Below are 24,466 nucleotides of genomic sequence, written 5' to 3'. Positions count from 1 at the left end.
CCGGCGACCGATGGTGGTTCAGGGGCTTTGGAGCTCCAGGAGGGTCACATCCAGGATCTGAAGATCAGTGTTCTGGACGGGCATCATGCCGCGAATGAAGGCTTCAAACTCTTCGATTCCGGCCATGCCACCGCGGGCAAAGAACTCGATCCATAAATCGGTCAAGGAGAACTCACCATCGGCGAGAACTCCTGAAGCTTCGCGCCGGATTGTCTCCTGGTTGATCACGTCCGGGACCTTCCGCTCAGCCATACTGCCACCCCCGTTGGCCAGTCTTGTACGTCTTTCTGTCACGGCACGATCATTTTATCAGCATGCTTAGCAATCACCTACTACCCACAGCAGCAGGCTGGGCAGGGGCGACGTCGGGCACACGGAAAGTACAAGCGTCTGCAACCCCGTCGAGGTCAATCCAATGCCAGCCCTTGGGGCACAAGTCGTTGTCGCAGAATTGCCAGGTCATGGCGCACCTCAATCGTCCGTCGCTGCTGTTCCGCCTATATGACGGCGCGAGCAGCCGTTCGTGACGGCGAATGGGGAGTGAACTGCGTCCTAGCGGGTGAAAGTGTAGATGAGCGCCGAGACCAAGGAGAGTGCGGCGATTCCGTAGCCGATCACCAATGCCGAGACGGCAAGCACCCGGCCGCGTTCGCCCCGTTGTTCTATCTGATTAAGCGCCACGTGGCCTGCGCCAACAACGAACACAGCGATGATCGCCATTCCGGCAAGGAACAACCCCACCACGGCGAGGACCCCCATGGCGGCAGCCACAATCGCCAGCATATTGACCGGTTGTGTCCCAATATCCGCCGATTCGGCGCGAACGCTCTCCGTTGACATGTTCTCTCCCCATTAGGTCCGTGCCATGGAGTCTAACGGTGTTTGAACTCCGGTTCCCGCTTTTCGGCAAAGGCGGCCATGCCTTCTTTTTGGTCTTCCGTAGCGAAGAGGGAGTGGAACACCCTGCGTTCGAAAAGCACGCCCTGGGCGAGGCCCATCTCGAAGGCAGCATTGACGGCTTCCTTGGCCACCATGGTCGCGGGCTTGGACTTGGAAGCGATGATCCCGGCGGCCTTCACGGCCTCGTCCACCACCTCCGCAGCAGGGACAACGCGGGAAACGAGTCCGGCCCGCTCGGCCTCCCCGGCGTCCATCATGCGCCCCGTCAGCACCATATCCATGGCTTTGGCCTTGCCCACGGCGCGGGTCAGCCGCTGGGAACCACCCATGCCGGGGATAACTCCGAGGTTGATTTCAGGCTGCCCGAACTTGGCGTTGTCTCCCGCGATAATGAGGTCGGCCATCATGGCTAGTTCGCAGCCGCCACCCAAGGCAAACCCCGAAACGGCGGCAATCACAGGGATGCGCAGGCGCGTGAGGTCCTCCCAGTGCCGGAACCAGTCAGCGGCATACATCTCCATGTAGCTGTTGGAGGACATTTCCTTGATGTCGGCCCCGGCGGCGAAAGCCTTCGCGGAGCCCGTGATCACCACTGCTCCCGTCCCGGGATCCCGGTCCATCGCGGTGACGGCCTCAACCAGCTCGTTCATGAGCGCCGTATTCAACGCATTCAGCGCCGACGGCCGGTTCAAGGTCACCAGGCCCACCCTGCCGCGCCGTTCAACCACGATGTTTTGGTACTGCTCCGTCATGCTGTCCCTCTCCGCCAAGCTCGTCATCAGTTCAGTTCCAACCTTTCATACGGACTTGTCCCGGATCTCGGTGATGATGCCGGAGAAGTCCCTTCCAGCACCCTCCCCGGCAGCAAAAGCGTCGTAGATGCGCGAAGCCAGCGGCCCCATCTCCGCGGCCACTCCCGTGCTCTCCAGCGCATTCACGGCCAACCGCAGGTCCTTGGCCATCAACGCCCCCGCAAAGCCGGGCTGGTAGTCACGGTTCGCCGGGCTGGTGGGGACGGGCCCCGGAACGGGACAGTTGGTGGTCAACGCCCAGCACTGCCCGGAGGCATTCGACGCGACATCGAACAACGCCTGGTGCGTGAGCCCAAGTTTTTCGCCGAGCACGAACGCTTCCGAGACGGCAATCATCGACACACCAAGGATCATGTTGTTGCACACCTTCGCGGCCTGGCCGGCACCGTGGTCGCCGCAGTGGACAATCCGCTTGCCCATGAGCTCGAGAATCGGCTTCACGGTCTCAAAGTCCTCGGGTGGCGCACCCACCATGAACGTGAGCGTGCCCGCTTCGGCGCCCACCACGCCTCCGGAGACGGGCGCGTCCACGGAACGGTGCCCCGCCTCCACCGCAATCGCGGCAGCCTCCCGGGCCTCATCGACGTTGATCGTGGAGCAGTCGAGGAAGAGGGTGTCCGGCTTGGCAACACTGAGCAGCCCCGGTTCCCCCACACCGCGGTAGGCGTCCAGCACGTGTTTGCCGCTGGGCAGCATGGTCAGCACGATCGCGGCTTCCCGCGCGGCTTCGGATGCGGAGGCCGCCATGGGCACTCCGTGCGCCTTGGCCGCCTCCACGGCGGCGGGGACGGGATCGTAGCCTATGACCTCATGACCGGCCTTGATCAGGTTCGCTGCCATGGGACCACCCATATGGCCGAGGCCCAGGAAAGCGATGAGCCCCGTTGCCGATGCTGCGTTTTCTGTCATGACACTCTCCTTCAACTCGATTGGACCGGGCTTGGTTCAGCCGGGCTTGCCGAAAGGCCCAGTTCACGCTCGCCAAGCGGCGCGAAGTAGCTCTCGACGTCGGACTCCGTCACCTCGGCGAGGGTGGCCGGCTTCCACTGCGGGTTGCGGTCCTTGTCCACCACCTGTGCCCGGATGCCCTCGCGGAAGTCGGGGCCTGAGAGGCAGCGCAGCCCCACCCGGTACTCCTGGTCCAAGGCTTCCTCGAGGGACAGTCCGCGGACGCGCCGCAACGATTCCAGTGTCACTTTGACCGACGTCGGAGATTTCGCCTCTATGGTGCCCGCCGCCGCAGCCGCTTCACCCCCTGCCGCACGCAGGCGGTGCACGATCTCTTCCGCGTCATCGCCCGTGTAGCAGGCGTCGATCCATTCGCACTGCGCCGCCAACGGTGAGTCCGGCGCCACTTGGGCAAAACGTACGACGGCGGCCTCCGCCGTCGTGCTTTCCAACTCTTCTGCCAGCGCAGGGAGGCTCCCGGATGGCACGAAGTGGTCGGCGAGTCCGAGGAACAAGGCGTCCGCTCCGCTGAGGTGTGCCCCCGTCAGGGCGGCATGGGTTCCCGCTTCACCGGGTGCTCGGGAAAGCAACAGGGTCCCGCCGACGTCGGGCACAAAGCCGATGGTGGTTTCGGGCATGCCGGTCCTGGTCCGTTCTGTGACCACACGGACGGAACCGTGGGCAGAGACGCCTACGCCCCCGCCGAGCACCAGCCCGTCCATGAAGGCGACGTACGGCTTGGGGTAGTTGGCAATCAGGGCGTTGAGGCGATATTCGTCAGCCCAGAAGTCGGCCGTCTCCGAACCTCCGTGCAGCATGTCCTTGTAGATGGCCACGATGTCGCCGCCGGCGCACAGGCCACGATCTCCGGCCCCCTGCACCAGGACATTGGCAACGGAATCGTCATCAGCCCAGGCAGCCAACTGCTGCAGCATGGCTTTCACCATGCCCGCATTGAGGGCGTTGACTGCCCGGGGCCGGTTGAGCGTCACGATGCCCAAGTGGCCGCGGCGCTCGAAGAGCACGTCTTCCTGCTGCAGGTCTTCTGAAACTACGTCTCCCATCAGCTGCCCGCCGGCATCACGAAGCTGGCGCCTTGGCGGATGCCGGACGGCCACCGCGAGGTGACGGTTTTGGTCTTGGTGTAGAAACGGAAGGCGTCGGCGCCATGCTGGTTGAGGTCGCCGAAGCCGGACGCCTTCCAGCCGCCGAAGGTGTAATAGGCGATCGGCACGGGAATGGGGACGTTGATGCCCACCATGCCCACCTCCACGCGGCTGGCGAAGTCCCGGGCGGAGTCACCGTCGCGGGTGAAGATTGCGACGCCGTTGCCGAACTCGTGCTCGCTGCAGAGCCTTAGCGCTTCGTCGTAGTCCGCGGCGCGCAGGACACTGAGGACGGGACCGAAGATCTCTTCTTTGTAGATCTTCATGTCCTTGGTGACGTTGTCGAACAGCGTGGGACCTACCCAGAAGCCACCGTCGTAACCGTCCACCGTCAGGCCGCGGCCGTCGGCCACCAGGGTGGCGCCCTCGTCCACGCCGGACTGGATGTAGCCCTCGATCCTCTCCTTGGCTGAAGCGGCAACCACCGGGCCGAAGTCCACATCCTTATCGAGGCTGTGCCCGACGCGCAGTTCCTTGACCCGTTCGGCCAGCTTGGCAACCAAGGCGTCGGCGGTCTCCTGTCCCACGGGAACCGCAACGGAAATTGCCATGCAGCGTTCGCCGGCGGAACCGTACCCGGCGCCGATCAGGGCGTCGGCAGCCATGTCCAGATCGGCGTCGGGCATAATCACCATGTGGTTCTTCGCACCGCCAAAGCACTGGGCACGCTTTCCGTGCGCGGCGGCGGTGGCGTAGATGTATTGGGCGATCGGCGTCGAACCCACAAAGCCGATGGCCTTGACCCGGGGATCTTCCAGGAGTGCGTCCACAGCTTCCTTGTCGCCGTTGATGACGTTGAAGACGCCATTGGGTACGCCCGCCTCGCTGTATAGTTCGGCCAGCCGGAGGGGCACGGAGGGGTCGCGCTCGGACGGCTTCAGGATGAAGGCGTTTCCAGCCGCGAGCGCGGGTCCGGACTTCCACAGGGGAATCATGGCCGGGAAGTTGAACGGGGTGATTCCGGCCACCACGCCGAGTGGCTGGCGGAGGGAATGCACATCGATGCCCTGGCCGGCACTGTCCGAGAACTCACCCTTGAGCAGGTGCGGGGCGCCTGCGGAGAACTCCACCACTTCGATGCCGCGCTGGATGTCGCCCTTGGCATCAGCGAAGGTCTTGCCGTGCTCGGAAGACAACAGCTTGGCGAGTTCGTCCATGTTCTCGTTGACCAGATCCACGAACTTGAGCAGGATCCGGGCCCGGCGCTGCGGGTTCATGGCTGCCCACTCCACCTGGCCTTTCTCGGCATTCGCGATCGCATTGCTTACTTCGTCGGCGCTGGCCAGCGGCAGCCGCGCCTGGACTTCGCCGGTGCAGGGATCATAGACGTCGCTGAACCGGCCGGAGGTACCGTCGACCCTCTGGCCGTCTACGTAGTGTGAAAGCTCGCGCACCATGGTGGAAATGCTCCTTTGCATCGTGAATGACTGCCTTTCCCCGGGGTGCGGGGAACCGGCGCGAACACATGGGAACTGTGATCCAGGTCATCTCTGATCCCGAATATACTCGGACTTCCTAGTAATTTCCAGAGGCTCCCCGCGGGCCCCTGACCAAGCGTCAGTGAACCTCTTTCAGCTCCTTGTACGCCTCCAGGGCCTCCTGGCGGGTGGTCTTGAGATCCACGATTTCCGCCGGATAATCGGGCGTCCCGAACTCCGGAATCCAATGCGCGATGTACTTCCCTTGGGGATCGAACCTGGTCCGCTGGGCCTCCGGATTAAAGATGCGGAAGAACGGCGAGGCGTCCGCTCCGGACCCTGCCACCCATTGCCAGTTGGCCGGATTGGAGGCGGGATCGGCATCAACCAGAGTGTCCCAGAACCACTGCTCACCCACTTGCCAGTGGATGCCAAGGTTCTTTACCAGGAAACTCGCGGCCACCATCCGGACCCGGTTGTGCATCCACCCCGTCTGCCACAACTGGCGTTGACCGGCATCCACCATGGGGAATCCGGTCTGCCCCTTCTTCCAGGCACGGAGTTCTTCCGCGGCGGACTCGTGGCCGGGATGCTTTCCATCCGAGGCGCCCTGAGACGCTCCCGGCCAGGCCCACGGGAAACGGTCGAACTCCGTCCGCAGGTTGGCAGTGGCAAGATCCGGGTTGTGGAAGTACTGGTGCCAGCAGAACTCGCGCCACCCAAGTTCGGAAGCGAAGATCGAGGCACTCTCTGAACGCCTTGACCCGAGGGCATGCCACACCTCGAACGGGCTGAGTTCGCCCCACCGCAGGTACGGCGACAGGCTGCTGCTACCGTCCTCGTCCGGCCGGTTGCGTCCGTCCTTATACTCGTTCAGGCCTTTGGCCACAAAGTCCTTGAGCCTTTGGTGGCCGGCCGCGGAGCCAGGAGTCCAGCGTTCGGCCAGTCCTCCCGACCAATCGGGCGTGGCAGGCAAGAGGTGCCAGGAATCCAGGTCCTCATAGGCAGGAAGCTCGCCGGAATACCCGTGCCCCTTGGCCGGAATATCAAGCGGCTCCCTGAATTCCAGCGACGATACGGCCTTCCAGAACGGCGTGAACACCTTGTACTGCCCACCGGTCTTCGTGGCGACCTTCCACGGCTCGTGAAGCAATGACGCCTGGAAGCTCTCGACGTGCAGGCCCGCTTCACCGGCCCAGGCCTTGATGTCGGCGTCGATTGTCCGCTCGACTTCGCCGTACCTGCGGTTCCAGTACAGCGCACCGGCACCTGCCGCCGTCGTGGTTTTACGGACAGTCTCCGCGGCAGGTCCGCGGCGCAACAACAACGGGATGCCGAGTTCCCCAAGGTCCTTCCGCAGGGCAACCAGCGAGTGGTGAAGCCACCACTTTGCCGCGCCGCCGTGTGGCCGGATTCCCGGCGATTCTTCGTCCAGGACATAGAGGGCCACCGCCCCTCCGTCATCAACGGCGGCGCGCAAGGCCGGGTTGTCCCTGACCCTCAGGTCGTCACGGAACCAGACGATCGATGGCTTCACTTGGGTCCCTCTTCCCAGTCTGAATACAGCTGATGCCCCTAAGAACGAATCTTAGGGGCATCAACTGTACACAAGCTCAGACGGCCGCTGCGGGAAGCGCTTCGTCGTCATCGAGGACGGGAACCGGCGGAACAACCACCTCATACACTTCCTGGGGGACGCTGTTGAGAACGTAGTCGCGGGCGGCATCACCGATCATCCGGAGTCCGGGGTAGTAACGGATGCCCTCGCGTTTGTGGTGCTTCACGCCGTTCAGGCGCACTGAGGTGCGGAAGGCACTTTCAGGGATGGGAACCTTGTTCCCCAAAACGCACCAGCTGATATAGAGGCCATAAAGGGCTTCCAGGTCCAGGCCTTGTTCGTTGTCTTCTTCGTAGATCACGCATTCGCGCAGGAATACACCAATTTGGGTATCGGTCATTAGAGAGGCCTCCGGCCATCACATAAGGGCCGCCGGTCTGCATCAGCGAGTACTACTCCTCAAACTATAGCGCCCAGCCCGGCTCTGGTAACTACGCCGGCTCCGGCGTAGCGTCAACTACATCCGAGGCCGGCGCTGTTGAAGGAGCATCACGTGGCTGGATGGAATGCTGATACGGCCGCCGGTCCACTGGGTTCCGGAACAGTCACCCTGGTTGAGGGATCATCCTTCTGCATTTCCTCGCCGAACGGGGACATCCGACCGGAGTTGCCCCACGGCGTCTTCCACCTGGACACGCGGATCCTGTCCCGGTGGGAGCTGACCATCAATGACCAACCCCTGGAACCACTTGCGTCCGAAACCAAGGAACCGTACCGGGCATTGTTCGCCTGCCGCGTTCCCCGCGCCGACGGCTATGCGGACAGCCCGCTCCTGGTGGAACGGCTGCGTGAAGTCGGCGCAGGGATCCTCGAGGAGATCACGGTCCGCAACTACTCCAGGAAACCGGCAGACTGCCGGGTCACCCTGCTGGTGGAGGCGGATTTCGCGGACCTGTTCGAGGTCAAGGAGGCCCGCATCACCCGTGTGTGGAAGGAGAACCGCCGCATAGAGAACGATTCCCTGGAGATCCGCGGGCAATGGGAAGGGATCCGCAAGTCCGTGGTGATCCGGGCAGAGGGCGCCGGAGTGGGTGCGAAGGCCCTGGGTTTCAAGTTCACCATTCCCGCCTTCGGTCAATGGAGCACGCGCGTCAGTGTGGTTCCGACCGTGGAGGGCGGCACCGTTCCGTTTGCCCACCCGGCGCGCGGCGAGTTGTCGCCCAGCGACCGGCGCCGGGAGGAGTGGGTGGCCAAGATCCCCGTGCTGCAGATAGGCAACCGCTCCATCGGACGGACCCTGCGCCGCAGCTACGAGGACCTCGGCGCCCTCCGCATCCAAGACCCGGATCATCCGGACCGGGTGGTGGTGGCCGCGGGTGCCCCCTGGTTCATGACGCTGTTCGGCCGGGACTCGCTGTGGGCTTCCGAAATGGCGCTGCCCGTGGACCCGTCCCTTGCCCTGGGGACCCTGCGGACGCTTGCCGACCGGCAAGGGACAGTGGTGAACCCGGACACGGAAGAAGAGCCGGGAAAGATCCTGCACGAGGTCCGGCTGGATGTCAGCAGCGGCCAGGCGCTGCGTGGAAGCTCCGCCTACTACGGCAGCGTGGACGCAACTCCCCTGTTCGTGGTGGTTCTGGGCTCGGTGAGCCGCTGGGGATTGTCCAAGGAGACCATCAAGGCGCTGCTGCCCAATGCCGACCGCGCGCTCGACTGGATCGCCAATTACGGAGACCGCGACGGCGACGGCTTCGTGGAGTACGGCAGGCCCAACGAGCACGGGCTCATCAACCAAGGCTGGAAGGACTCCTGGGACGGCATCAACTTCGCCGACGGCACCCTCGCGGAAGCACCCATCGCCTTGGCGGAGGTACAGGCTTACGTGCACGGCGCCTATGTGGCGCGGGCCTGGATGGCGTACGACGACGGCGACCTCGCCTTGGCTGCCGAACTGCGGGACCGCGCGGATCGCCTGAAGAAAAGGTTCAACGAGGAGTTCTGGTTGCCGGACAAAGGCTATTTCGCCGTGGCGCTGGACCGCGACAAGCGCCCGGTGGATGCCTGTGCCTCGAACATGGGCCATTGCCTCTGGTTCGGACTCATGGACGAGGACAAGGTCCCATCGATGGTGGAACACCTGATGTCGCCCGAGATGTTCAGCGGTTGGGGCGTCCGGACGCTCGCCACGGACATGGCCGCATATAACCCTGCCAGCTACCACAACGGGTCCGTGTGGCCGCACGACAATGCCCTGATCATGTCGGGACTCCTGCGCTACGGATATATCGAGGAGGCCCAGAGAATCGGCACGGCGCTGCTCGAGGCCGCAGAGTTCTCGGACGGCAGGCTTCCCGAGCTTTTCTGCGGCTTCGACCGTTCCCAGTTCAGTGAACCTGTGCCGTATCCCACGGCCTGCTCACCCCAGGCTTGGGCCGCCACCACGCCCATCCACGTGGTTACCTCGCTCATGCGCTACGACACCCACATCTCCCTGGGCGGCGTCTGGCTTGACCCGGTTCTCCCACGCGACTTCGGTGACCTCCACATCAGCAACGCCCCCATGGGGGATGCGCGGATCACCATCGATGCTTCAGGCACCGAGGCTACGGTCCGCGGCATCCCCGAGGGGTTGACGGTGTATCACGGGCAGCGCCCGTGGATGTCCGAACTCGTCGAACGGCCGGAGCTGTGGCGCCCGACAGGTAATGGGACAGACGGGTAACGTGCGCTGCTAGGCGTCGATCACCATGTCGGTCTGCGCAGTGGAACAGCAGGGCAGGAACTTGCCGGCATCGATTTCCCTCTTCCGGATTCCGCCCTGGTGGTTCATTTCAACCTCGCCCGAAAGCTTGACCACCTTGCAGGAGCCGCACATTCCCTCCTTGCAGTTCGCACCGATCCGGACGCCCGCACGCTGCGCCACTTCCAGGATGTGTTCGCTGGGGTCAATCCGCACGTTGATGCCGGTCTTAAGGAAGGACAGCGTGAGGCTTCCTGTCCCCACCGTGTCGAAGCTCGAGGCATCGGGAGTCTCAGCCTCGGGCGCGGCGCCTGTAACTGAACCGGCGTCGTTCGCTTCGGAAGGCGCGGCCCCGGCGTCGAGGGTTTCCAGCGGAAGCCCGGAAGCCTCCAAGGTCCCGTCCGAATCGTAACCGGGCTCGTAGATTCCGAACGCTGCCGGCTGGCTCTCAAAGTAGTCCTCGGCGGACTCGGCAATCTCCTCGGCGATTTCTTCCGCGATATCGGCCGCGAGGGCCACTTCGGCGGCGTATTCGAGCAGCGTCTGCCGGTCGCCGGAGAAGAACTCCATGTAGATGGAGGTATCGTCGACGCCCACCTTCTTGAGGAGCTCGGTGGCGGTGTTCAGGTAGCCCTCGGGACCGCAGGCGTAAACCTGGCGTCCGTTGGCGTCGGGGGCCACTTCATCGATCATCGCTGCGGTCAGGCGGCCGCTGAGCCCTTCCCAGTCTTCGGGCTTGTTGCGGTCGCCCAGGGAGTAGAAGACCCGGATGCGCGAGTCCACGGAGGCGATGTACGCCAGCTCGCGGTGGAAGGCGAAGCCGCCCGCCTCCGCCCCGTGGTAAAGGACAACCACGTCGGCATGCCCGGGCAGTGAGTGGATGGTCCGCACCATGGACATGATGGGAGTGATGCCCGCACCGGCCGCCAGCAAGAGGTACCGGGCGCGCCGGTCGGCGTCGGGCAGGTGGAAAGCTCCAACCGGACCGAGCATCTCCAGGACCGTACCGGGCTTGACGTTCCCGTGGACCCACGGCGAAACCAAGCCGCCGGCGTCGCGCTTGACGCTGATGCTGAAAGTCCACGGCTCAGTGGGCGAACTCGACAGCGAGTAGCTGCGGTCCACCGGTTCCTGGTCCTCGCCGTTAACAGGGAAGGCGATGTTGACGTACTGTCCGGCGCGGAACGCCAGCGGCGCGCCGTCGGTCCGCCGGAAGACGAACGTCATGAGGCCGCCCGCTTCGGGGATGGTCTCGACGCACTCGGCCGTGAACTCCTGCGGGTGCCAGGGACCCAGGGCGCGGGCTGCACGGGCAGGTGTCTCCGTGCTGCCCATCACCCTGTTCCAAGGCATCTCCAGGCCGCGGATACGCTGCGGCTCCTGGATGGCCGTCTCAGTGAGGAGTTCGATCATGCCAAGTGCTCCTGCACGCGCTGCACGTACCAGTTGATGAAGGCCTCAACCTGGTATTCGCTCTTCATGTAGGGGCCGGGCTCGTAGGCGGGGCTTGCGGCGCCGGTCTGGCACAGCTCAACGAAGGCCTTGTCCTGGATGTTGGTCTGCTTCCATGTGTAGGTGAGCTTGTCGAGGTCGTAGTCGACCCCTTCCACGGCGTCGTCGGCGACGAGCCAGGTGGTCCGGACCAGGGACTGGTGTTCGTTGATCGGGAAGACGCCGAACGTGATGACGTGGTCGCCCAGGAAGTGGAACCAGCTGTTGGGCTGCAGGTGCATTGAGCAACGGCCAAGGCGGAAGTCGGGCAGGTCGCCCAGCAGCTTCTTGGAAAGGCGGCGGCCGTCGGCGGAGAAGGACTCACCCTCGCCGTCCAGGGATTCCCGCGAGATACGGATTCCGGCGATGCGGGTATCGAGTTCCTCGACCACCTCGTAGGGCAGTCCGTAACGGCGGCAACGCTCTTCCAGGGAAGACTGCGCCTGCTTGTTGCGGTCCCAGACCTCTTCAAGGTGTGCCGGGATCAGGCCCTCGGTCAAACCCCAGGTGGGGAAGAGCGAGCAGGCGAGCTCGGGGTGCCCGTCGCAGTGGTAGCACTCACGGTTGTTCTCCATGACGAGCTTCCAGTTGCCCTCTTCGATGATGTTCTGCTGGTAGGCAATCTTCGTCTTGGCGAGGTCGTGCGGTGCCAGGTAGGGCTCGAAAATCTTGGAGGTCTCGTCGAAGTCGGTCGGCGGTTCCTCCGCGATGCAGACGAAGATGAGGCCGGCGACTTCGCGGCTGTGTGCGCGCTTGAGGGCGAAGCAGTTCTTGTCGAACTTCGCCTCACCGGGCGCGGAGGCGTGGATCAGGTTGCCTTCCGGCGAGTACGTCCAGGAGTGGTAGCCGCACACCAGGTTTCCGGTGGAGCCGGCGGATTCGGTCAGGACGCGGGCGCCGCGATGGCGGCACACGTTGTGCAGGACGTTGACCTCGCCCTCATCGTTGCGCAGGACGATCAGCGAGTAGGGTCCGTAGTCCACCGTGATGTAATCGCCCGGCTCGGGCAGTTCGGCGACGCTTCCGGCAAAGATCCAGTGCTGGCCGAAGATCGCTTCCATGTCGAGCTTGAAGATCGTGGGGTCCGTGTAGAAGGGGGCATCGAGGGAATAGCCCGTGCGCCGGAACTCAAACAGCGCGGTGATTTCCGCCAACTGCTCGGCAGGCAGTGATGAGGCGAGTTTTCCGCGGGTGTTGATGGGGACGTTCACTGGAGCAGTCATGGGTTTCCTCCCGGGAGGCTGGATAAGAATGTGGTTCAGGGGAAGCGCAGGTGCATCGTCGCGACCGGCGATATCGAAGTCTTCGTAGTAAGAGATTAGGGACGATTGAACTGCAACAAAAGCGCAATATTTAGGAGATAACCATGCACTTTCAGTGCATGATGGGTGCATGATCGATGTGAGACTGAACACCCTTCGCGTGTTTGCCCGCTGCGGGACCGTCGGAGCGACGGCCGAACTCACGGGTTACTCCCCTTCCGCCGTGTCCGCGCAACTGCGTGAATTGCAGCGGGTCCTGGGAATGCAGCTGCTGACGAAGGATGGCCGGGGCGTGCGGTTGACTGCCACCGGGCGGTTCTTGGTGGCCGGCTCAGACGCCTTGGTGGCCGAATGGGAGAGCCTGCGCGCGGCAGCCATGGACGCCGGCGACCAGGTGCAGTCCCACTTTGGCCTGGGTGGATTTTCGACGGCGGCGGCACAGCTGCTCGCACCGCTCGCCGCCACCCTCCGCACAACCCGCCCTCTGTTGGAGGTGCAGGTCCTCGAAGCCGATCCTTCGCGATGCTTCGACCTCCTGGTCGCCGAACGGATTGATCTCGCCGTCATAGTTGCCATGCAGTCCGACACATACGGCGAAGACGACCCCCGCTTCGAACAGACAGTCCTGCTGGACGATCCCCTGGACGTGATCATTCCCGGCGACCACCCCCTGGCGTCGCGGGAATCAGTGACGCTCGAGGAGTTGGCCTCGGAACCGTGGATCACGGAAACCGCAGGCTCCACCTACCATGCACTTTTCACAGCAGCATTTACCGCGGTGGGGGTGACGCCACGGATTGCCCACGAGGCCGTCGAATGGGAAACGCAGATCGCCTTTGTGGGGGCAGGCCTGGGGGTGGGGCTGCTGCCGCGGCTGGCACCCCTGCATAATGCCGAAAACGTGGTGCGCCTGCGTATCACCGGCAAGGGAAAGCCGGCGCGCCGCATCGTGGCCGCTGTCCGGAGGGGAAGCATGGGCTCACCCCTGATCAAGGAGTCCCTGGATATCCTGCAGACGCGCGCGCAGCGGATCCTCACGACTCGGCCCGAGGACGAGGGCTGATCACGAGCCCCGAACAGCAAGGTCTTCCGGTCGCGCGAAATCCAGAGTGGCGCTAAACCCACATCTGGTAGCCGGTGGACTGGTCAAACAGCTTCCGGGGATCGGCTCCGTCCGCGGCAATCCAGAGTACGGAGTCGTCGGCAGCTGCCTGTTCCACCACTCCGGTCATCACGCGATCACCCTTGAACCACACTTCCACCACGCGGCCCGTGAGCTGGGCCCAATCGCAGCGCAAGGCACGGCCCTCCACGGTCCTGGCCGCTTTGGTCTCCGCCACGGCCCTCACCAGCCACGTTCCGCGAGGCGGTGGGGCTCGGGGATTTCGTCGACGTTGATGCCGACCATCGCTTCACCCAGGCCGCGGGAGACCTTCGCGATCACGTCGGGATCGTCATAGTAGGCAGTGGCCTTGACGACGGCGGCGGCGCGCTGGGCCGGGTTGCCGGACTTGAAGATACCCGAACCGACAAACACACCATCGGCACCGAGCTGCATCATCATCGCAGCATCAGCCGGGGTCGCGATGCCACCGGCAGTGAACAACACCACCGGAAGCTTACCCGTCGCGGCAACTTCCTTCACCAGCTCATACGGGGCCTGCAGCTCCTTCGCCGCAACGTACAGTTCGTCCTCGGGCAGCGAGGAGAGCTTGGCGATCTCGGCACGGATCTTGCGCATGTGACCGGTCGCGTTGGACACATCCCCGGTACCGGCCTCGCCCTTGGAACGGATCATCGCAGCGCCCTCGTTGATACGGCGCAACGCCTCACCCAGGTTCGTGGCACCACACACAAAAGGAACGGTGAAGTTCCACTTGTCGATGTGGTTGATGTAGTCCGCCGGAGTCAGGACCTCGGACTCATCGATGTAGTCCACACCCAAGGACTGCAGCACCTGGGCCTCGACAAAGTGGCCGATACGGGCCTTGGCCATCACCGGGATCGACACCGCGGCAATGATCTGATCAATCATGTCCGGATCGGACATACGGGACACGCCACCCTGGGCGCGGATATCAGCAGGAACACGCTCCAGCGCCATGACAGCCACGGCACCGGCATCCTCGGCGATGCGGGCCTGCTCGACGTTAACGACATCCATGATGACGCCGCCCTTGAGCATCTCAGCCATACCCCGCTTAACGCGGCTGCTGCCCGTGAGGGCTATGTGTTCGAAAGGGAGAGGTTTGTGGATCACGTGGAACTCCAGGAGGGTTGGCCGCAGCGGCGCCGACGATCAAGCGGAGAAGGCGGCAAGACAGGCCGCTGTAATATCCGGCTGATATATTAGAAGGGTTCCCAGTATGCAAGCGGCGGACAGGCCGCGTCAACAGTGAGTCCGAACGTTGGGGGCCCGGGACTCAAACAGCGAAGAGCGCCTCGCGCACAGCCTGCTCGAAGCCACTGACGTGGGCGCGCGCCAAGTCGGCGGCCTTCTCTTCCTCGCCGTTGATGACCGCTTGAAGGAGTTCCACGTGCTCATGGACGTGGTGCTCCAGGTTGGGCAGCCGGTCCAGCACCATGCACCAGATCCGGGTGGCGAGGTTGTCGTAGCGGATAAGGACATCTTCCAGGTGGGGATTGGCGGCCGCGGCATAGATGCCCTGATGGACGCTGGCATCCAGCTTCAAGGTCTCCACCACCGTGGAGGACTTCAGGTCGAACGCCTCGACCTCGCTGGCCACCTTGCGCAGGTACTCCCGCGCAGCCGGCGTTGCCACCCGGGCGGCGCGGGCGGCGGCCACCGGCTCCAACTGGACCCTGATCTCGGAAATGAAGGCAAGGTCCGTTACCTCAACGCGGGTGGCGAAGGTGCCACGGCGCGGATAGGTCACCACCAGCCGGTCCAGCTCGAGCCGCTTCAATGCCTCGCGGACCGGAGTCCGGCCAATGCCCAGCTCCTTGGCGAGCTGTTCATCGTTGAGGAGGTCCCCGGGCTTGATGTCGAGGGTCAGCAGGCGATCGCGCAGGCTTTCATACGCAATCTCCGCCAAGGACTTCCTGCCCGCATCATCGACGGTTGCCAGGATTTCAAGTGCCACAGTGCCGAGCCCCTTTCGCAGTTCGAAAAAAACCTATTGACCCGCTTCACAGTCCAGTATACGCTGATTCCAATCCTAATATATCAGTTCATGGTTCATGAATATATCTACAGGATGTATCTACTGGATTTACCGAGTGATCCATCCAGTGAATCAGCTAAGGAGCACCAATGACCCTCGTGGCTTCAGACTCACACCTCAGCACCCTGCCGGCCGAACGCGGACAGCTCAAGGACGAGCCCGCTCAGAAGTTCGTACTCACATTGTCGTGCGTCGAGCAGCCCGGCATTGTGCAAGCGGTGACCACCTTCCTCTTCGATCGCGGATTCAACATCGAAGAGCACCAGCAGTTCGATGACAGCCTACGCCAGACGCTGCACCTGCGGACGGCTTTCTCCGGCCCGCAGAGCTACTCGCCCGAGCAGCTGGAGGATGAATTCCGTTCCATCGCAGAGCGCTTCGACATGAAGTTCAGCTTCCATGACGAGACCAAGCAGCGCGTCCTGGTCATGGTCTCCAAGTTTGGGCATTGCCTCAACGACCTCATCTTCCGCTGGCGCGGCGGCAGCCTCGGCGGCGAACTGGTGGCGGTTGTTTCCAACCACGAAACCCACCGGGCCATGGCCGAGGCGGCGGGCCTGCCCTTCATCTATGTTCCGGTTACTCCGGACACCAAGGCCGAGGCCGAAGCAAGGCTGTTGGAGCTGGTTGATGAATACCAAGCGGACCTGGTGGTCCTGGCCCGCTACATGCAGGTCCTTTCGGACGACTTGTGCCGCAAGCTCGAAGGCCGCGCCATCAATATCCACCACTCCTTCCTCCCCGGCTTCAAGGGGGCCCGCCCCTACCACCAGGCCTATGATCGCGGTGTGAAGCAGGTAGGTGCCACGGCCCACTACGTCACTGCGGACCTGGACGAGGGCCCGATCATCGAGCAGGAAGTCATCCGCGTGGACCACAGCTACGGTCCGACGGCCCTTTCCACCGTCGGCCAGGACGCAGAGGCTTTGGCTCTCTCACGCGCCGTCCGCTGGCACTGCGAACACCGCGTCCTGCTGGACCAGACCAGCACCGTCGTCTTCCGGTAACCAGTCCGCCCAAGCCCCGCCCGAATCACAGCAGGAGAAACTTTCATGGCCTCGACGCCCCGCATTGTCATCATCGGAGCCGGCATCGTCGGCACCAACCTCGCCGACGAACTCGTTCAACGCGGCTGGAACAACATCACCGTCCTGGACCAGGGTCCGCTCAACATGCCCGGTGGCTCCACCTCGCACGCACCCGGCCTGGTTTTCCAGACCAACCCTTCCAAGAGCATGGCGCTCTTTGCCAAGTACACGGTGGAGAAGCTGCTTTCCCTGACGGAAGACGGCCAGAGCTGCTTCAACCAGGTGGGCGGCCTTGAAGTCGCAACCACGGAAACCCGCCTTGCCGACCTCAAGCGCAAACTCGGTTACGCACAGGCATGGGGCATTGAAGGCAGGATCCTCTCCCGCGAGGAATGCAAGGCGCTCTATCCGCTCATCAACGAGGAAGAGATCCTCGGCGGCCTCCACGTACCTTCCGACGGCCTGGCCCTCGCAGCACGCGCAGTCCAGCTGCTCATCAAGCGCACCGAGGCTGCCGGCGTGAAGTACATCGGCAACACCGAAGTTACCGGTATCGAGCAGTCCAACCGCCGCGTCACCGGCGTCGAAACTGCCGACGGCGTGATCCCCGCTGACATTGTGGTGTCCTGCGCCGGATTCTGGGGCGCGAAGGTGGGCGAGCTGATCGGCATGTCCGTGCCGCTGCTTCCCCTGGCCCACCAGTACGTCAAGACCACCCCGGTCCCTGCCCAGGCGGGGAAGAACGAACTCCCCAACGGCGCCCAGCTGCCGATCCTGCGCCACCAGGACCAGGACCTCTACTACCGGGAGCACGGCGACCGCTACGGCATCGGCTCCTACGCCCACAAGCCCATGCCCGTGGACCTCGACGAACTGGGCAAGTTCGAGCCGGAGAGCATCAGCGAGCACAACATGCCCTCGCGCCTCGACTTCACGCTGGAAGACTTCCTTCCGGCGTGGGAAGCCACCAAGCAGATCCTTCCGGCACTGCGTGAAAGCGAAATCGAAGACGGCTTCAACGGCATCTTCTCCTTCACCCCGGACGGCGGCTCCCTGGTGGGCGAGTCCAAGGAACTGGACGGTTTCTACGTGGCGGAAGCCGTGTGGGTAACCCACTCGGCAGGCATCGCCCGGGCTGTTGCAGAGGTCCTCGTGGACGGCAAGTCGCAGATCGACCTGGGCGACTGCGACATCCACCGCTTCGAGGAAGTCCAGCTCACCCCGGAATACGTGAGCGAGACGTCCCAGCAGAACTTCGTGGAGATCTACGACGTCCTGCACCCGCTGCAGCCAAAGCTCTCTCCCCGCAACCTCCGCGTCAGCCCCTTCCACGCCCGCCACAAGCAACTGGGCGGCTACTTCCTGGAAGGTGCCGGTTGGGAGCGTCCTTACTGGTTCGAAGCCAACGCCGAACTCCTGAAGGAAATGCCGGACGAGTGGCAGCCACCGGCCCGCGACGCCTGGTCCGGAATGTTCAGCTCCCCGATCGCGGCAGCCGAGGCCTGGAAGACGCGTACCGCGGTGGCCATGTACGACATGACGCCCCTGAAGCGACTGGAAGTTTCCGGGCCCGGAGCCCTCAAGCTTCTCCAGGAACTGACCACCGGCGATCTCGCCAAGAAGCCCGGCGCAGTCACTTACACCCTTCTCCTGGACCACGCGGGCGGCATCCGAAGCGACATCACAGTTGCCCGCCTGGACGAGGAAACGTTCCAGTTGGGCGCCAACGGCAATATCGATACTGCCTACTTTGAGCGGGCAGCACGGCAGCAGACCGCCAACGGCGGAGCCGAAGACTGGGTCCAGGTCCGTGACACCACCGGAGGTACTTGCTGCATCGGCCTCTGGGGTCCCCTGGCCCGTGATCTTGTCAGCACCATCAGCAGCGACGATTTCACCAACGACGGACTCAAGTACTTCCGCTCCAAGAACGTAGTCATCGGCGGCATTCCCGTCACTGCCATGCGCTTGTCCTACGTTGGCGAACTGGGCTGGGAGCTCTACACCAGCGCTGACAACGGCCAGCGCCTGTGGGACGCGCTCTGGAAGGCAGGCCAGCCGTTCGGTGTCATCGCCGCCGGCCGCGCCGCGTTCAGCTCGCTGCGCCTCGAAAAGGGCTACCGCTCGTGGGGCACCGATATGACCACCGAACACGACCCCTTCGAAGCGGGCCTCGCTTTCGCCGTGAAGATGACCAAGGAGAACTTCGTCGGCAAGGCTGCCCTTGAAGGCCGCAGCGAAGAAACCTCCAAGCGCCGCCTGCGCTGCTTGACGGTCGACGACGGCCGCAGCCTCGTGCTGGGCAAGGAACCGGTGTTCTACAAGGACCAGCCGGTGGGCTATGTCACCAGCGCCGCTTTCGGCTACACCGTGAAGAAGCCGATCGCCTACGCATACCTGCCTTCCGCTGTTTCATTGGGCGACTCCGTGGAGATCGAGTACTTCGGCCGCCGAATCCAGGCAACCGTCACGGAGGATCCGCTGTACGACCCCTCCATGAGCAGGCTCCGCGGCTAACAACCGCCACCGCCGCACCGCCGACTCACGGACGCGGACACCCAGACAGCGGCCCGGACTCCTTATCCCGCAAACCGGGTCCGGGCCGCTGCCTTTTTATCTCTTTCGCCAGCCCAGGAAGACACATGATCAGCTCAGAAACCATCAACGATTACCTGGCCAGGCTCGCCTCCCGCGAGCCGACTCCGGGTGGTGGGGCCGCTGCCGCATTGCACGCTGCCCAGGGTGCAGCCCTCGTGGCCATGGTTGCCCGCTACACCACCGGTGAAAAGTACGCTCAGCACGCAGGACAGGTAGCGCGCATCACTGAAACGGCAGACCAACTCCGGAACGAGGCCCTCGGCCTCGCCGATGAAGACGAGCGCGCATTCCAAGGGGTCATCGACGCCTACAAGCTTCCCTCAACCACCGAGGACCTCAAGGCCGCGAAGACCGCCGCCATCCAGCAAGCACTCGTGAACGCCGCACAGACACCCGCCAGGCTGATCGGCCTTGCCGGGGCCGTGGTGGAGCTTGCCACCGAGCTTTTTGACATCGCCAACCCCAACGTGATCAGCGACGTCGCGGCTGCCACGGATGCTGCCCGCGCCGCCGCCACCACCGCCAGGGTCAACATCGACATCAACGTGGTGGCCATCAAGGACCCGGCCATCCGCAGCGAACTCGCCGGGCAGACGGACGGCATCGAGGACAAAGTGGTCCTGGCCGCCGACTCCCTGGCCAAGCGCGTCCGCGAAAGGATCCTCGCGTGAACACGGAAATCCTGTCCGGGAAGGGGCTCGCCGGACTTATCCGCCAACGTGCCGGGGAGGAAGCGCGCCTGCTGGACGCCGCCGGGGTGCGGCCGTCCCTGGCCGTGGTTGTTGCTACCGCTGACGAATCGACGCTTTGGTACGTACGGTCCATCGAACGGGCCGCCGAACGGGCGGGCATCGATTGCCGCATCCTCGACCTGGGCCAGGACGCCACGGAACAAGTGCTTGCCCGAGTACTGACCGACCTCGGCTCCGAGCCGTCGGTGCACGGAATCATCCTGCAGACTCCCCTGCCAGAAGGGGTACGGGGTGAGAACCTGGTGGGCCTGATCGCTCCCGAAAAGGACATCGACGGTGCCAACCCCCTCAGCCTCGGCCGCCTCGCCGTAGGGCAGCCGGCCTTCGCGCCCGCCACCGCCCGCTCCGTCGTGGAGATCCTGGACCACTTCGAGGTGCCGACGGCGGGACGGGACGTGGTCGTCGTCGGGCGTTCAGCGGTGGTGGGCAAGCCGCTCTCCCTGCTGTTGCTGGCCAAGGACGCCACCGTCACCATCTGCCATTCCCGCACAGGTTCGCTGGAGCCCTTTACCCGTTCCGCCGACGTCGTGGTGGTAGCGGCGGGCCGCACCGGGCTGCTGACCGGCAGCCACGTTTCGGAAAAGACCGTAGTGGTCGACGTCGGCACCAACGTCCTTCCCGACGGTTCCCTCGTGGGGGACGTCGACGAGGCGAGCGTCACCGGAGTTGCCGCAGCGCTGACGCCCGTACCGGGCGGCGTGGGCTCGGTAACGACTGCGTTGTTGCTGCTCCACACCGTGGAAGCCGCCCGCCAACAGTCCGGCGTGCTGGGCCTGTCCCTCGCCGCCGGCGTCGCCTGACAGCCGAAAAGCCGCCAATTCCTGATCTGGAGGGAAGATCCTCATGGCTTCCAAAGCCCCCCGTGAAAACATCGACGAGTCGAAGCTGACCGTCACCAAACCCAAGACCAAAGCCGTGGGCATCCCGGCCGTGGCGAATGCCCTGAAGATCTCATTCGAGCAGATGGGAGCGGTCCGCAGCGTGCAGACGCTGATGGCCGTGAACCAGCTGGACGGGTTCGACTGCATGGGTTGCGCGTGGCCGGAGCATGAGAAACGCAACTCGGCAGAGTTTTGTGAAAACGGGGCCAAGGCCGTGGCCGAGGAAGCCACCCGCCGCCGGGTTACCCCGGAGTTCTTCGCCAAGCACTCCGTTGCGGAGCTCAAGAACCGCGACGATTATTGGCTGGGTCAGCAGGGACGGCTGACCCACCCCATGGTGTTGGAGGAAGGTGCCACGCACTACACGCCCATCAGCTGGGATGACGCCTACGAGCTGATGGCGGAGGAGCTCCGAGGAATGGCTTCTGCGGATGAGGCGGTGTTCTACACCTCGGGGCGCACGTCCAACGAGGCCGCCTTCATGTACCAACTCCTGGTCCGCGGCATCGGCACCAACAACCTGCCCGACTGTTCCAACATGTGCCACGAATCCTCGGGGTCGGCCCTGGTGGAAACCATCGGTATCGGCAAGGGTTCAGTGAGCCTGACCGACCTGGAAACTGCCTCGCTGATTTTCGTCGCCGGTCAAAACCCGGGCACCAACCACCCCCGCATGCTCAGCGCCCTGGAGAAGGCGAAGAAGAACGGCGCGGTCATTGTCTCCGTCAACCCCCTTCCCGAAGCCGGGCTGCTGCACTTCGAAAATCCGCAGCACGTCTCCGGAGTATTGACCGGCACCCAGCTGACCGATGACTTCCTCCAGATCCGTGCCGGCGGCGACCAGGCACTCTTCCAGGGCCTCGGCAAGTACTTGCTCGAGGCCGAGACCGCCGGACGCAGCACACCCGGGCTGGACACGGTGCTGGACCACGCCTTCATCAATGACCACACAGTAGGCATTGACGAGTACCTGCGCTACCTGGAAAAGGTGGAATGGGATGACATCGTGGAAGCGTCCGGACTCACCTTGGAACAGCTCCACGCCACGGGCGAAAGGTTGCTGGCCTCGAACGCCACGATTGTGTGCTGGGCCATGGGACTCACGCAGCACAAGCACTCCGTTCCCACCCTGCGGGACGTGGTGAACCTGCTCCTCCTGCAGGGCAACATCGGCAAACCCGGCGCAGGCGTGTGCCCGGTGCGCGGCCACTCCAACGTGCAGGGCGACCGCACCATGGGCATCTTCGAGAAGATGCCGGAGAAGTTCCACGACCGCCTGGACCACGAGTTCGGCTTCCTCTCCCCCCGGGCACACGGCTACGACACCGTTGCGGCCATCCGTGCGATGCGGGACGGCAAGGTCCGGTTCTTCATGGGTATGGGCGGAAACTTCGTCCGGGCAGCCCCGGATTCGCTGGTGACCGAAGACGCTTTGGCCAACACCGCCCTGACGGTGCAGATCTCCACCAAGCTGAACCACTCCCACCTTTCCACCGGCCGGCGGGCGCTCATCCTGCCAACCCTGGGACGGACCGAGAAGGACACCCAGGCCTCGGGCGACCAGCGGGTCACAGTGGAAGACTCCATGAGCGCAGTCCACGCCTCCCGTGGTCGCCTCAAGCCGGCCAGCGAGCACCTCCACTCGGAAGTGGCCATTGTGTGCAACCTCGCCCACCGGCTGTTCACCGACGGGCAAGGCCGTCCCTTGCCGGGCGCTCCGCGCGCCAACTGGCTCGCGCTCCGCGACGACTACACCCTGATCCGCAAGCACATCGAAGGGGTCATTGACGGGTTCGGGAACTTCGAAGACCGCATCGCGCACCCTGGCGGCTTCGTCCTGCCCCACCCGCCACGGGACGCCAGGAAGTTCGACACCGCTTCCGGGAAGGCCCACTTCACGGGCAATGAACTCGAATACATCAAGATCCCGCCGGGCAGGCTCGTGCTCCAGACACTGCGTTCGCATGACCAGTACAACACCACCATCTACGGCAAGGACGACCGGTACCGGGGCATCCATAACGGCCGCCGCGTTGTCCTGGTCAATGCCGAAGACATCGAGCAACTGGGATTCGCGGACGGGGACATAGTCAACCTCATCTCCGAGTTCCAAGGCACGGAGCGTCTCGCGGAGAACTTCAGGATCGTCTCCTACTCCACCCCCAAAGGCTGCGCCGCCGCGTACTACCCGGAAACCAACGTTCTGGTGCCTTTGGACTCCGTGGCCGACACCAGCGGAACACCTACCTCCAAGTCCGTCATCATCCGTTTGGAAAAGGCCTAGGGGGAAGGCTGTACAGAGTGTGACGAGTGCCATAGTATGTGGCTGATATATCTTTAAAGCTTTCTTGAAGATATCAGTGGCAGGATCAGATACACAGCTGACCACTTGCCCGTGAACGGTGCTTCGGTGGCCTGAAACCTGGGGAGGTATTCCTCATCGAAGCATCGCTTTCGGGCAAATGGCCGGCCTTCATTTCCGCACCAAGTCCAAGGAGTGCCATGTCAGGAAACAGAGCAGTCGCCTACAAGGAACCCGGTGTCGTCGAGATCATCGACACTGACTACCCGACGTTCGAACTCAAGGACGGACCGGGCGTCAACCCCGCCAACGTGGGGAGGAAGGTGCCCCACGGCGTCATCCTCCGCACGGTGACCACCAACATCTGCGGCTCGGACCAGCACATGGTCCGCGGACGCACCACCGCACCGCAAAACCTCGTCCTGGGTCACGAAATCACCGGCGAAGTGGTTGAAGTTGGACCCGACGTCGAATTCATCAAGGTGGGCGACATCGTCTCGGTGCCGTTCAACATCTCCTGTGGACGCTGCCGGAACTGCAAGGAGCAGAAGACCGGCATCTGCCTCAACGTGAACCCGGACCGGCCCGGCAGCGCCTACGGTTACGTGGACATGGGCGGTTGGGTCGGCGGCCAGGCCGAGTACGTCCTGGTTCCGTACGCGGACTGGAACCTCCTGCGCTTCCCGGACCGCGACCAGGCCCTGGAAAAGATCATGGACCTCACCATGCTCTCGGATATCTTCCCCACCGGTTTCCACGGCGCCGTCACTGCCGGCGTCGGAGTCGGTTCCACTGTGTACGTTGCAGGTGCCGGTCCCGTAGGTATCGCCGCGGCCGTCGGAGCCCAACTGCTGGGTGCCGCCGTCGTGATTGTTGGCGACATGAACGAGGACCGCCTGGCGCAGGCCCGCTCCTTCGGTTGCGAAACCGTCAACGTGTCCAAGGGCGATCCCAAGGACCAGATCGAGCAGATCCTCGGCGTGCCTGAAGTGGATTGCGGCGTTGACGCCGTGGGCTTCGAGGCCCGCGGACACGGCAAGGACGCTTCCCACGAGGCGCCGGCCACCGTCCTGAATTCGCTCATGGACATCACGGCAGCCGGCGGGGCCCTGGGCATCCCGGGCCTCTACGTCACCGGCGATCCGGGCGGCATCGACGAGGCCGCCAAGCACGGCTCCCTCTCGCTCTCGCTGGGTACCGGTTGGGCCAAGTCCCTGTCCTTCACCACCGGGCAGTGCCCCGTCATGAAGTACAACCGCCAGCTCATGATGGCGATCCTCCATGACAAGGTCCAGATCGCCAAGGCCGTGAACGCCAAGGCGATCCCGCTCGAGGACGCACCCCGCGGCTACGCTGAGTTCGACGCCGGAGCTGCAACAAAGTTCGTACTGAACCCCAACGGCTACGTAAAGGCCTGATTCGACC

At 63.8% G+C, this 24,466-nt stretch carries 21 protein-coding genes; 8 read left to right on the top strand and 13 right to left on the bottom strand.

Annotated features, from left to right (window positions below; genetic code table 11):
• Window positions 1-18 precede the first annotated feature (18 nt).
• From ACIPY2_RS20445 to ACIPY2_RS20410, 8 genes are all read right to left on the bottom strand, one after another.
• Window positions 19-252: a hypothetical protein gene (locus ACIPY2_RS20445; RefSeq protein WP_400268230.1), complete on the bottom strand. Its 234-nt coding sequence runs from the start codon at window positions 250-252 to the stop codon at window positions 19-21.
• Between the two features lie 300 nt (window positions 253-552).
• Window positions 553-840: a DUF4190 domain-containing protein gene (locus ACIPY2_RS20440; protein ID WP_400268229.1), complete on the bottom strand. Its 288-nt coding sequence runs from the start codon at window positions 838-840 to the stop codon at window positions 553-555.
• Between the two features lie 32 nt (window positions 841-872).
• On the bottom strand, window positions 873-1,652 hold the full coding sequence (locus ACIPY2_RS20435; RefSeq protein ID WP_400268228.1) for an enoyl-CoA hydratase: 780 nt from the start codon (window positions 1,650-1,652) through the stop codon (window positions 873-875).
• Window positions 1,653-1,697: 45 nt separating this feature from the next.
• On the bottom strand, window positions 1,698-2,621 hold the full coding sequence (gene mmsB, locus ACIPY2_RS20430; RefSeq protein WP_400268227.1) for a 3-hydroxyisobutyrate dehydrogenase: 924 nt from the start codon (window positions 2,619-2,621) through the stop codon (window positions 1,698-1,700).
• Window positions 2,622-2,632: 11 nt separating this feature from the next.
• Window positions 2,633-3,724: an enoyl-CoA hydratase/isomerase family protein gene (locus ACIPY2_RS20425; protein WP_400268226.1), complete on the bottom strand. Its 1,092-nt coding sequence runs from the start codon at window positions 3,722-3,724 to the stop codon at window positions 2,633-2,635.
• Window positions 3,724-5,223, bottom strand: a complete 1,500-nt coding sequence (locus tag ACIPY2_RS20420) for a CoA-acylating methylmalonate-semialdehyde dehydrogenase (protein ID WP_400268225.1) — start codon at window positions 5,221-5,223, stop codon at window positions 3,724-3,726. The genes ACIPY2_RS20425 and ACIPY2_RS20420 overlap by 1 nt, the downstream gene beginning before the upstream one ends.
• A 160-nt stretch (window positions 5,224-5,383) precedes the next feature.
• A complete protein-coding gene (locus tag ACIPY2_RS20415; protein WP_400268224.1) occupies window positions 5,384-6,781 on the bottom strand; it encodes a cryptochrome/photolyase family protein in 1,398 nt (465 codons plus the stop codon).
• 76 nt (window positions 6,782-6,857) lie between these two features.
• Window positions 6,858-7,202, bottom strand: a complete 345-nt coding sequence (locus ACIPY2_RS20410) for a hypothetical protein (protein ID WP_400268223.1) — start codon at window positions 7,200-7,202, stop codon at window positions 6,858-6,860.
• Between the two features lie 153 nt (window positions 7,203-7,355).
• Between ACIPY2_RS20410 and ACIPY2_RS20405 the strand changes: the two genes are divergently transcribed.
• The gene (locus tag ACIPY2_RS20405; protein ID WP_400268222.1) at window positions 7,356-9,524 is read left to right on the top strand and encodes a glycogen debranching N-terminal domain-containing protein; all 2,169 of its coding nucleotides are present in this window, start codon (window positions 7,356-7,358) and stop codon (window positions 9,522-9,524) included.
• A gap of 9 nt (window positions 9,525-9,533) precedes the next feature.
• Here ACIPY2_RS20405 and ACIPY2_RS20400 read toward each other — a convergent pair whose 3' ends face one another.
• Complete coding sequence (locus ACIPY2_RS20400; protein ID WP_400268221.1) at window positions 9,534-10,955, bottom strand: ferredoxin reductase; 1,422 nt, start codon at window positions 10,953-10,955, stop codon at window positions 9,534-9,536.
• Window positions 10,952-12,256 (bottom strand): SRPBCC family protein, encoded by a 1,305-nt coding sequence (locus ACIPY2_RS20395; protein WP_400268220.1) that lies wholly within the window; start codon window positions 12,254-12,256, stop codon window positions 10,952-10,954. The genes ACIPY2_RS20400 and ACIPY2_RS20395 overlap by 4 nt, the downstream gene beginning before the upstream one ends.
• Before the next feature lie 169 nt (window positions 12,257-12,425).
• Between ACIPY2_RS20395 and ACIPY2_RS20390 the strand changes: the two genes are divergently transcribed.
• Window positions 12,426-13,358 carry a LysR family transcriptional regulator gene (locus tag ACIPY2_RS20390; protein WP_400268219.1) on the top strand — a complete coding sequence of 311 codons (933 nt, stop codon included), beginning with the start codon at window positions 12,426-12,428 and terminating at the stop codon, window positions 13,356-13,358.
• A gap of 52 nt (window positions 13,359-13,410) precedes the next feature.
• Here the strand turns inward: ACIPY2_RS20390 and ACIPY2_RS20385 are convergent, their stop codons facing one another.
• The 3 genes from ACIPY2_RS20385 to ACIPY2_RS20375 all read right to left on the bottom strand — a co-directional run bounded on the left by ACIPY2_RS20385 (window position 13,411) and on the right by ACIPY2_RS20375 (window position 15,399).
• Entirely contained in the window at window positions 13,411-13,635 is a 225-nt protein-coding gene (locus tag ACIPY2_RS20385; protein ID WP_400268218.1) for a hypothetical protein, read from the bottom strand.
• Between the two features lie 5 nt (window positions 13,636-13,640).
• Window positions 13,641-14,552: a pyridoxal 5'-phosphate synthase lyase subunit PdxS gene (pdxS, locus tag ACIPY2_RS20380; protein ID WP_400268246.1), complete on the bottom strand. Its 912-nt coding sequence runs from the start codon at window positions 14,550-14,552 to the stop codon at window positions 13,641-13,643.
• A 166-nt stretch (window positions 14,553-14,718) separates the two neighbouring features.
• On the bottom strand, window positions 14,719-15,399 hold the full coding sequence (locus ACIPY2_RS20375) for a GntR family transcriptional regulator (protein ID WP_400268217.1): 681 nt from the start codon (window positions 15,397-15,399) through the stop codon (window positions 14,719-14,721).
• Window positions 15,400-15,569: 170 nt separating this feature from the next.
• Here ACIPY2_RS20375 and purU point away from each other — a divergent pair, with 170 nt between their 5' ends.
• The 6 genes from purU to fdhA all read left to right on the top strand — a co-directional run bounded on the left by purU (window position 15,570) and on the right by fdhA (window position 24,459).
• The gene (purU, locus tag ACIPY2_RS20370; protein WP_400268216.1) at window positions 15,570-16,487 is read left to right on the top strand and encodes a formyltetrahydrofolate deformylase; all 918 of its coding nucleotides are present in this window, start codon (window positions 15,570-15,572) and stop codon (window positions 16,485-16,487) included.
• A gap of 45 nt (window positions 16,488-16,532) precedes the next feature.
• On the top strand, window positions 16,533-19,025 hold the full coding sequence (locus tag ACIPY2_RS20365; RefSeq protein WP_400268215.1) for an FAD-dependent oxidoreductase: 2,493 nt from the start codon (window positions 16,533-16,535) through the stop codon (window positions 19,023-19,025).
• A gap of 125 nt (window positions 19,026-19,150) precedes the next feature.
• A complete protein-coding gene (locus ACIPY2_RS20360) occupies window positions 19,151-19,777 on the top strand; it encodes a cyclodeaminase/cyclohydrolase family protein (protein ID WP_400268214.1) in 627 nt (208 codons plus the stop codon).
• A complete protein-coding gene (locus tag ACIPY2_RS20355) occupies window positions 19,774-20,658 on the top strand; it encodes a bifunctional 5,10-methylenetetrahydrofolate dehydrogenase/5,10-methenyltetrahydrofolate cyclohydrolase (protein WP_400268213.1) in 885 nt (294 codons plus the stop codon). The genes ACIPY2_RS20360 and ACIPY2_RS20355 overlap by 4 nt, the downstream gene beginning before the upstream one ends.
• Before the next feature lie 43 nt (window positions 20,659-20,701).
• Entirely contained in the window at window positions 20,702-23,023 is a 2,322-nt protein-coding gene (locus ACIPY2_RS20350; RefSeq protein ID WP_400268212.1) for an FdhF/YdeP family oxidoreductase, read from the top strand.
• 218 nt (window positions 23,024-23,241) lie between these two features.
• Window positions 23,242-24,459 carry a formaldehyde dehydrogenase, glutathione-independent gene (gene fdhA, locus ACIPY2_RS20345; protein ID WP_400268211.1) on the top strand — a complete coding sequence of 406 codons (1,218 nt, stop codon included), beginning with the start codon at window positions 23,242-23,244 and terminating at the stop codon, window positions 24,457-24,459.
• The last annotated feature ends 7 nt before the right edge of the window (window positions 24,460-24,466 follow it).

The organism is Paenarthrobacter sp. NPDC089675 (assembly GCF_044749185.1).
Lineage (GTDB): Bacteria > Actinomycetota > Actinomycetes > Actinomycetales > Micrococcaceae > Arthrobacter.
The sequence above is the reverse complement of the archived record's forward strand: the minus strand, read 5'-3'. Positions and strand labels throughout refer to the sequence as shown.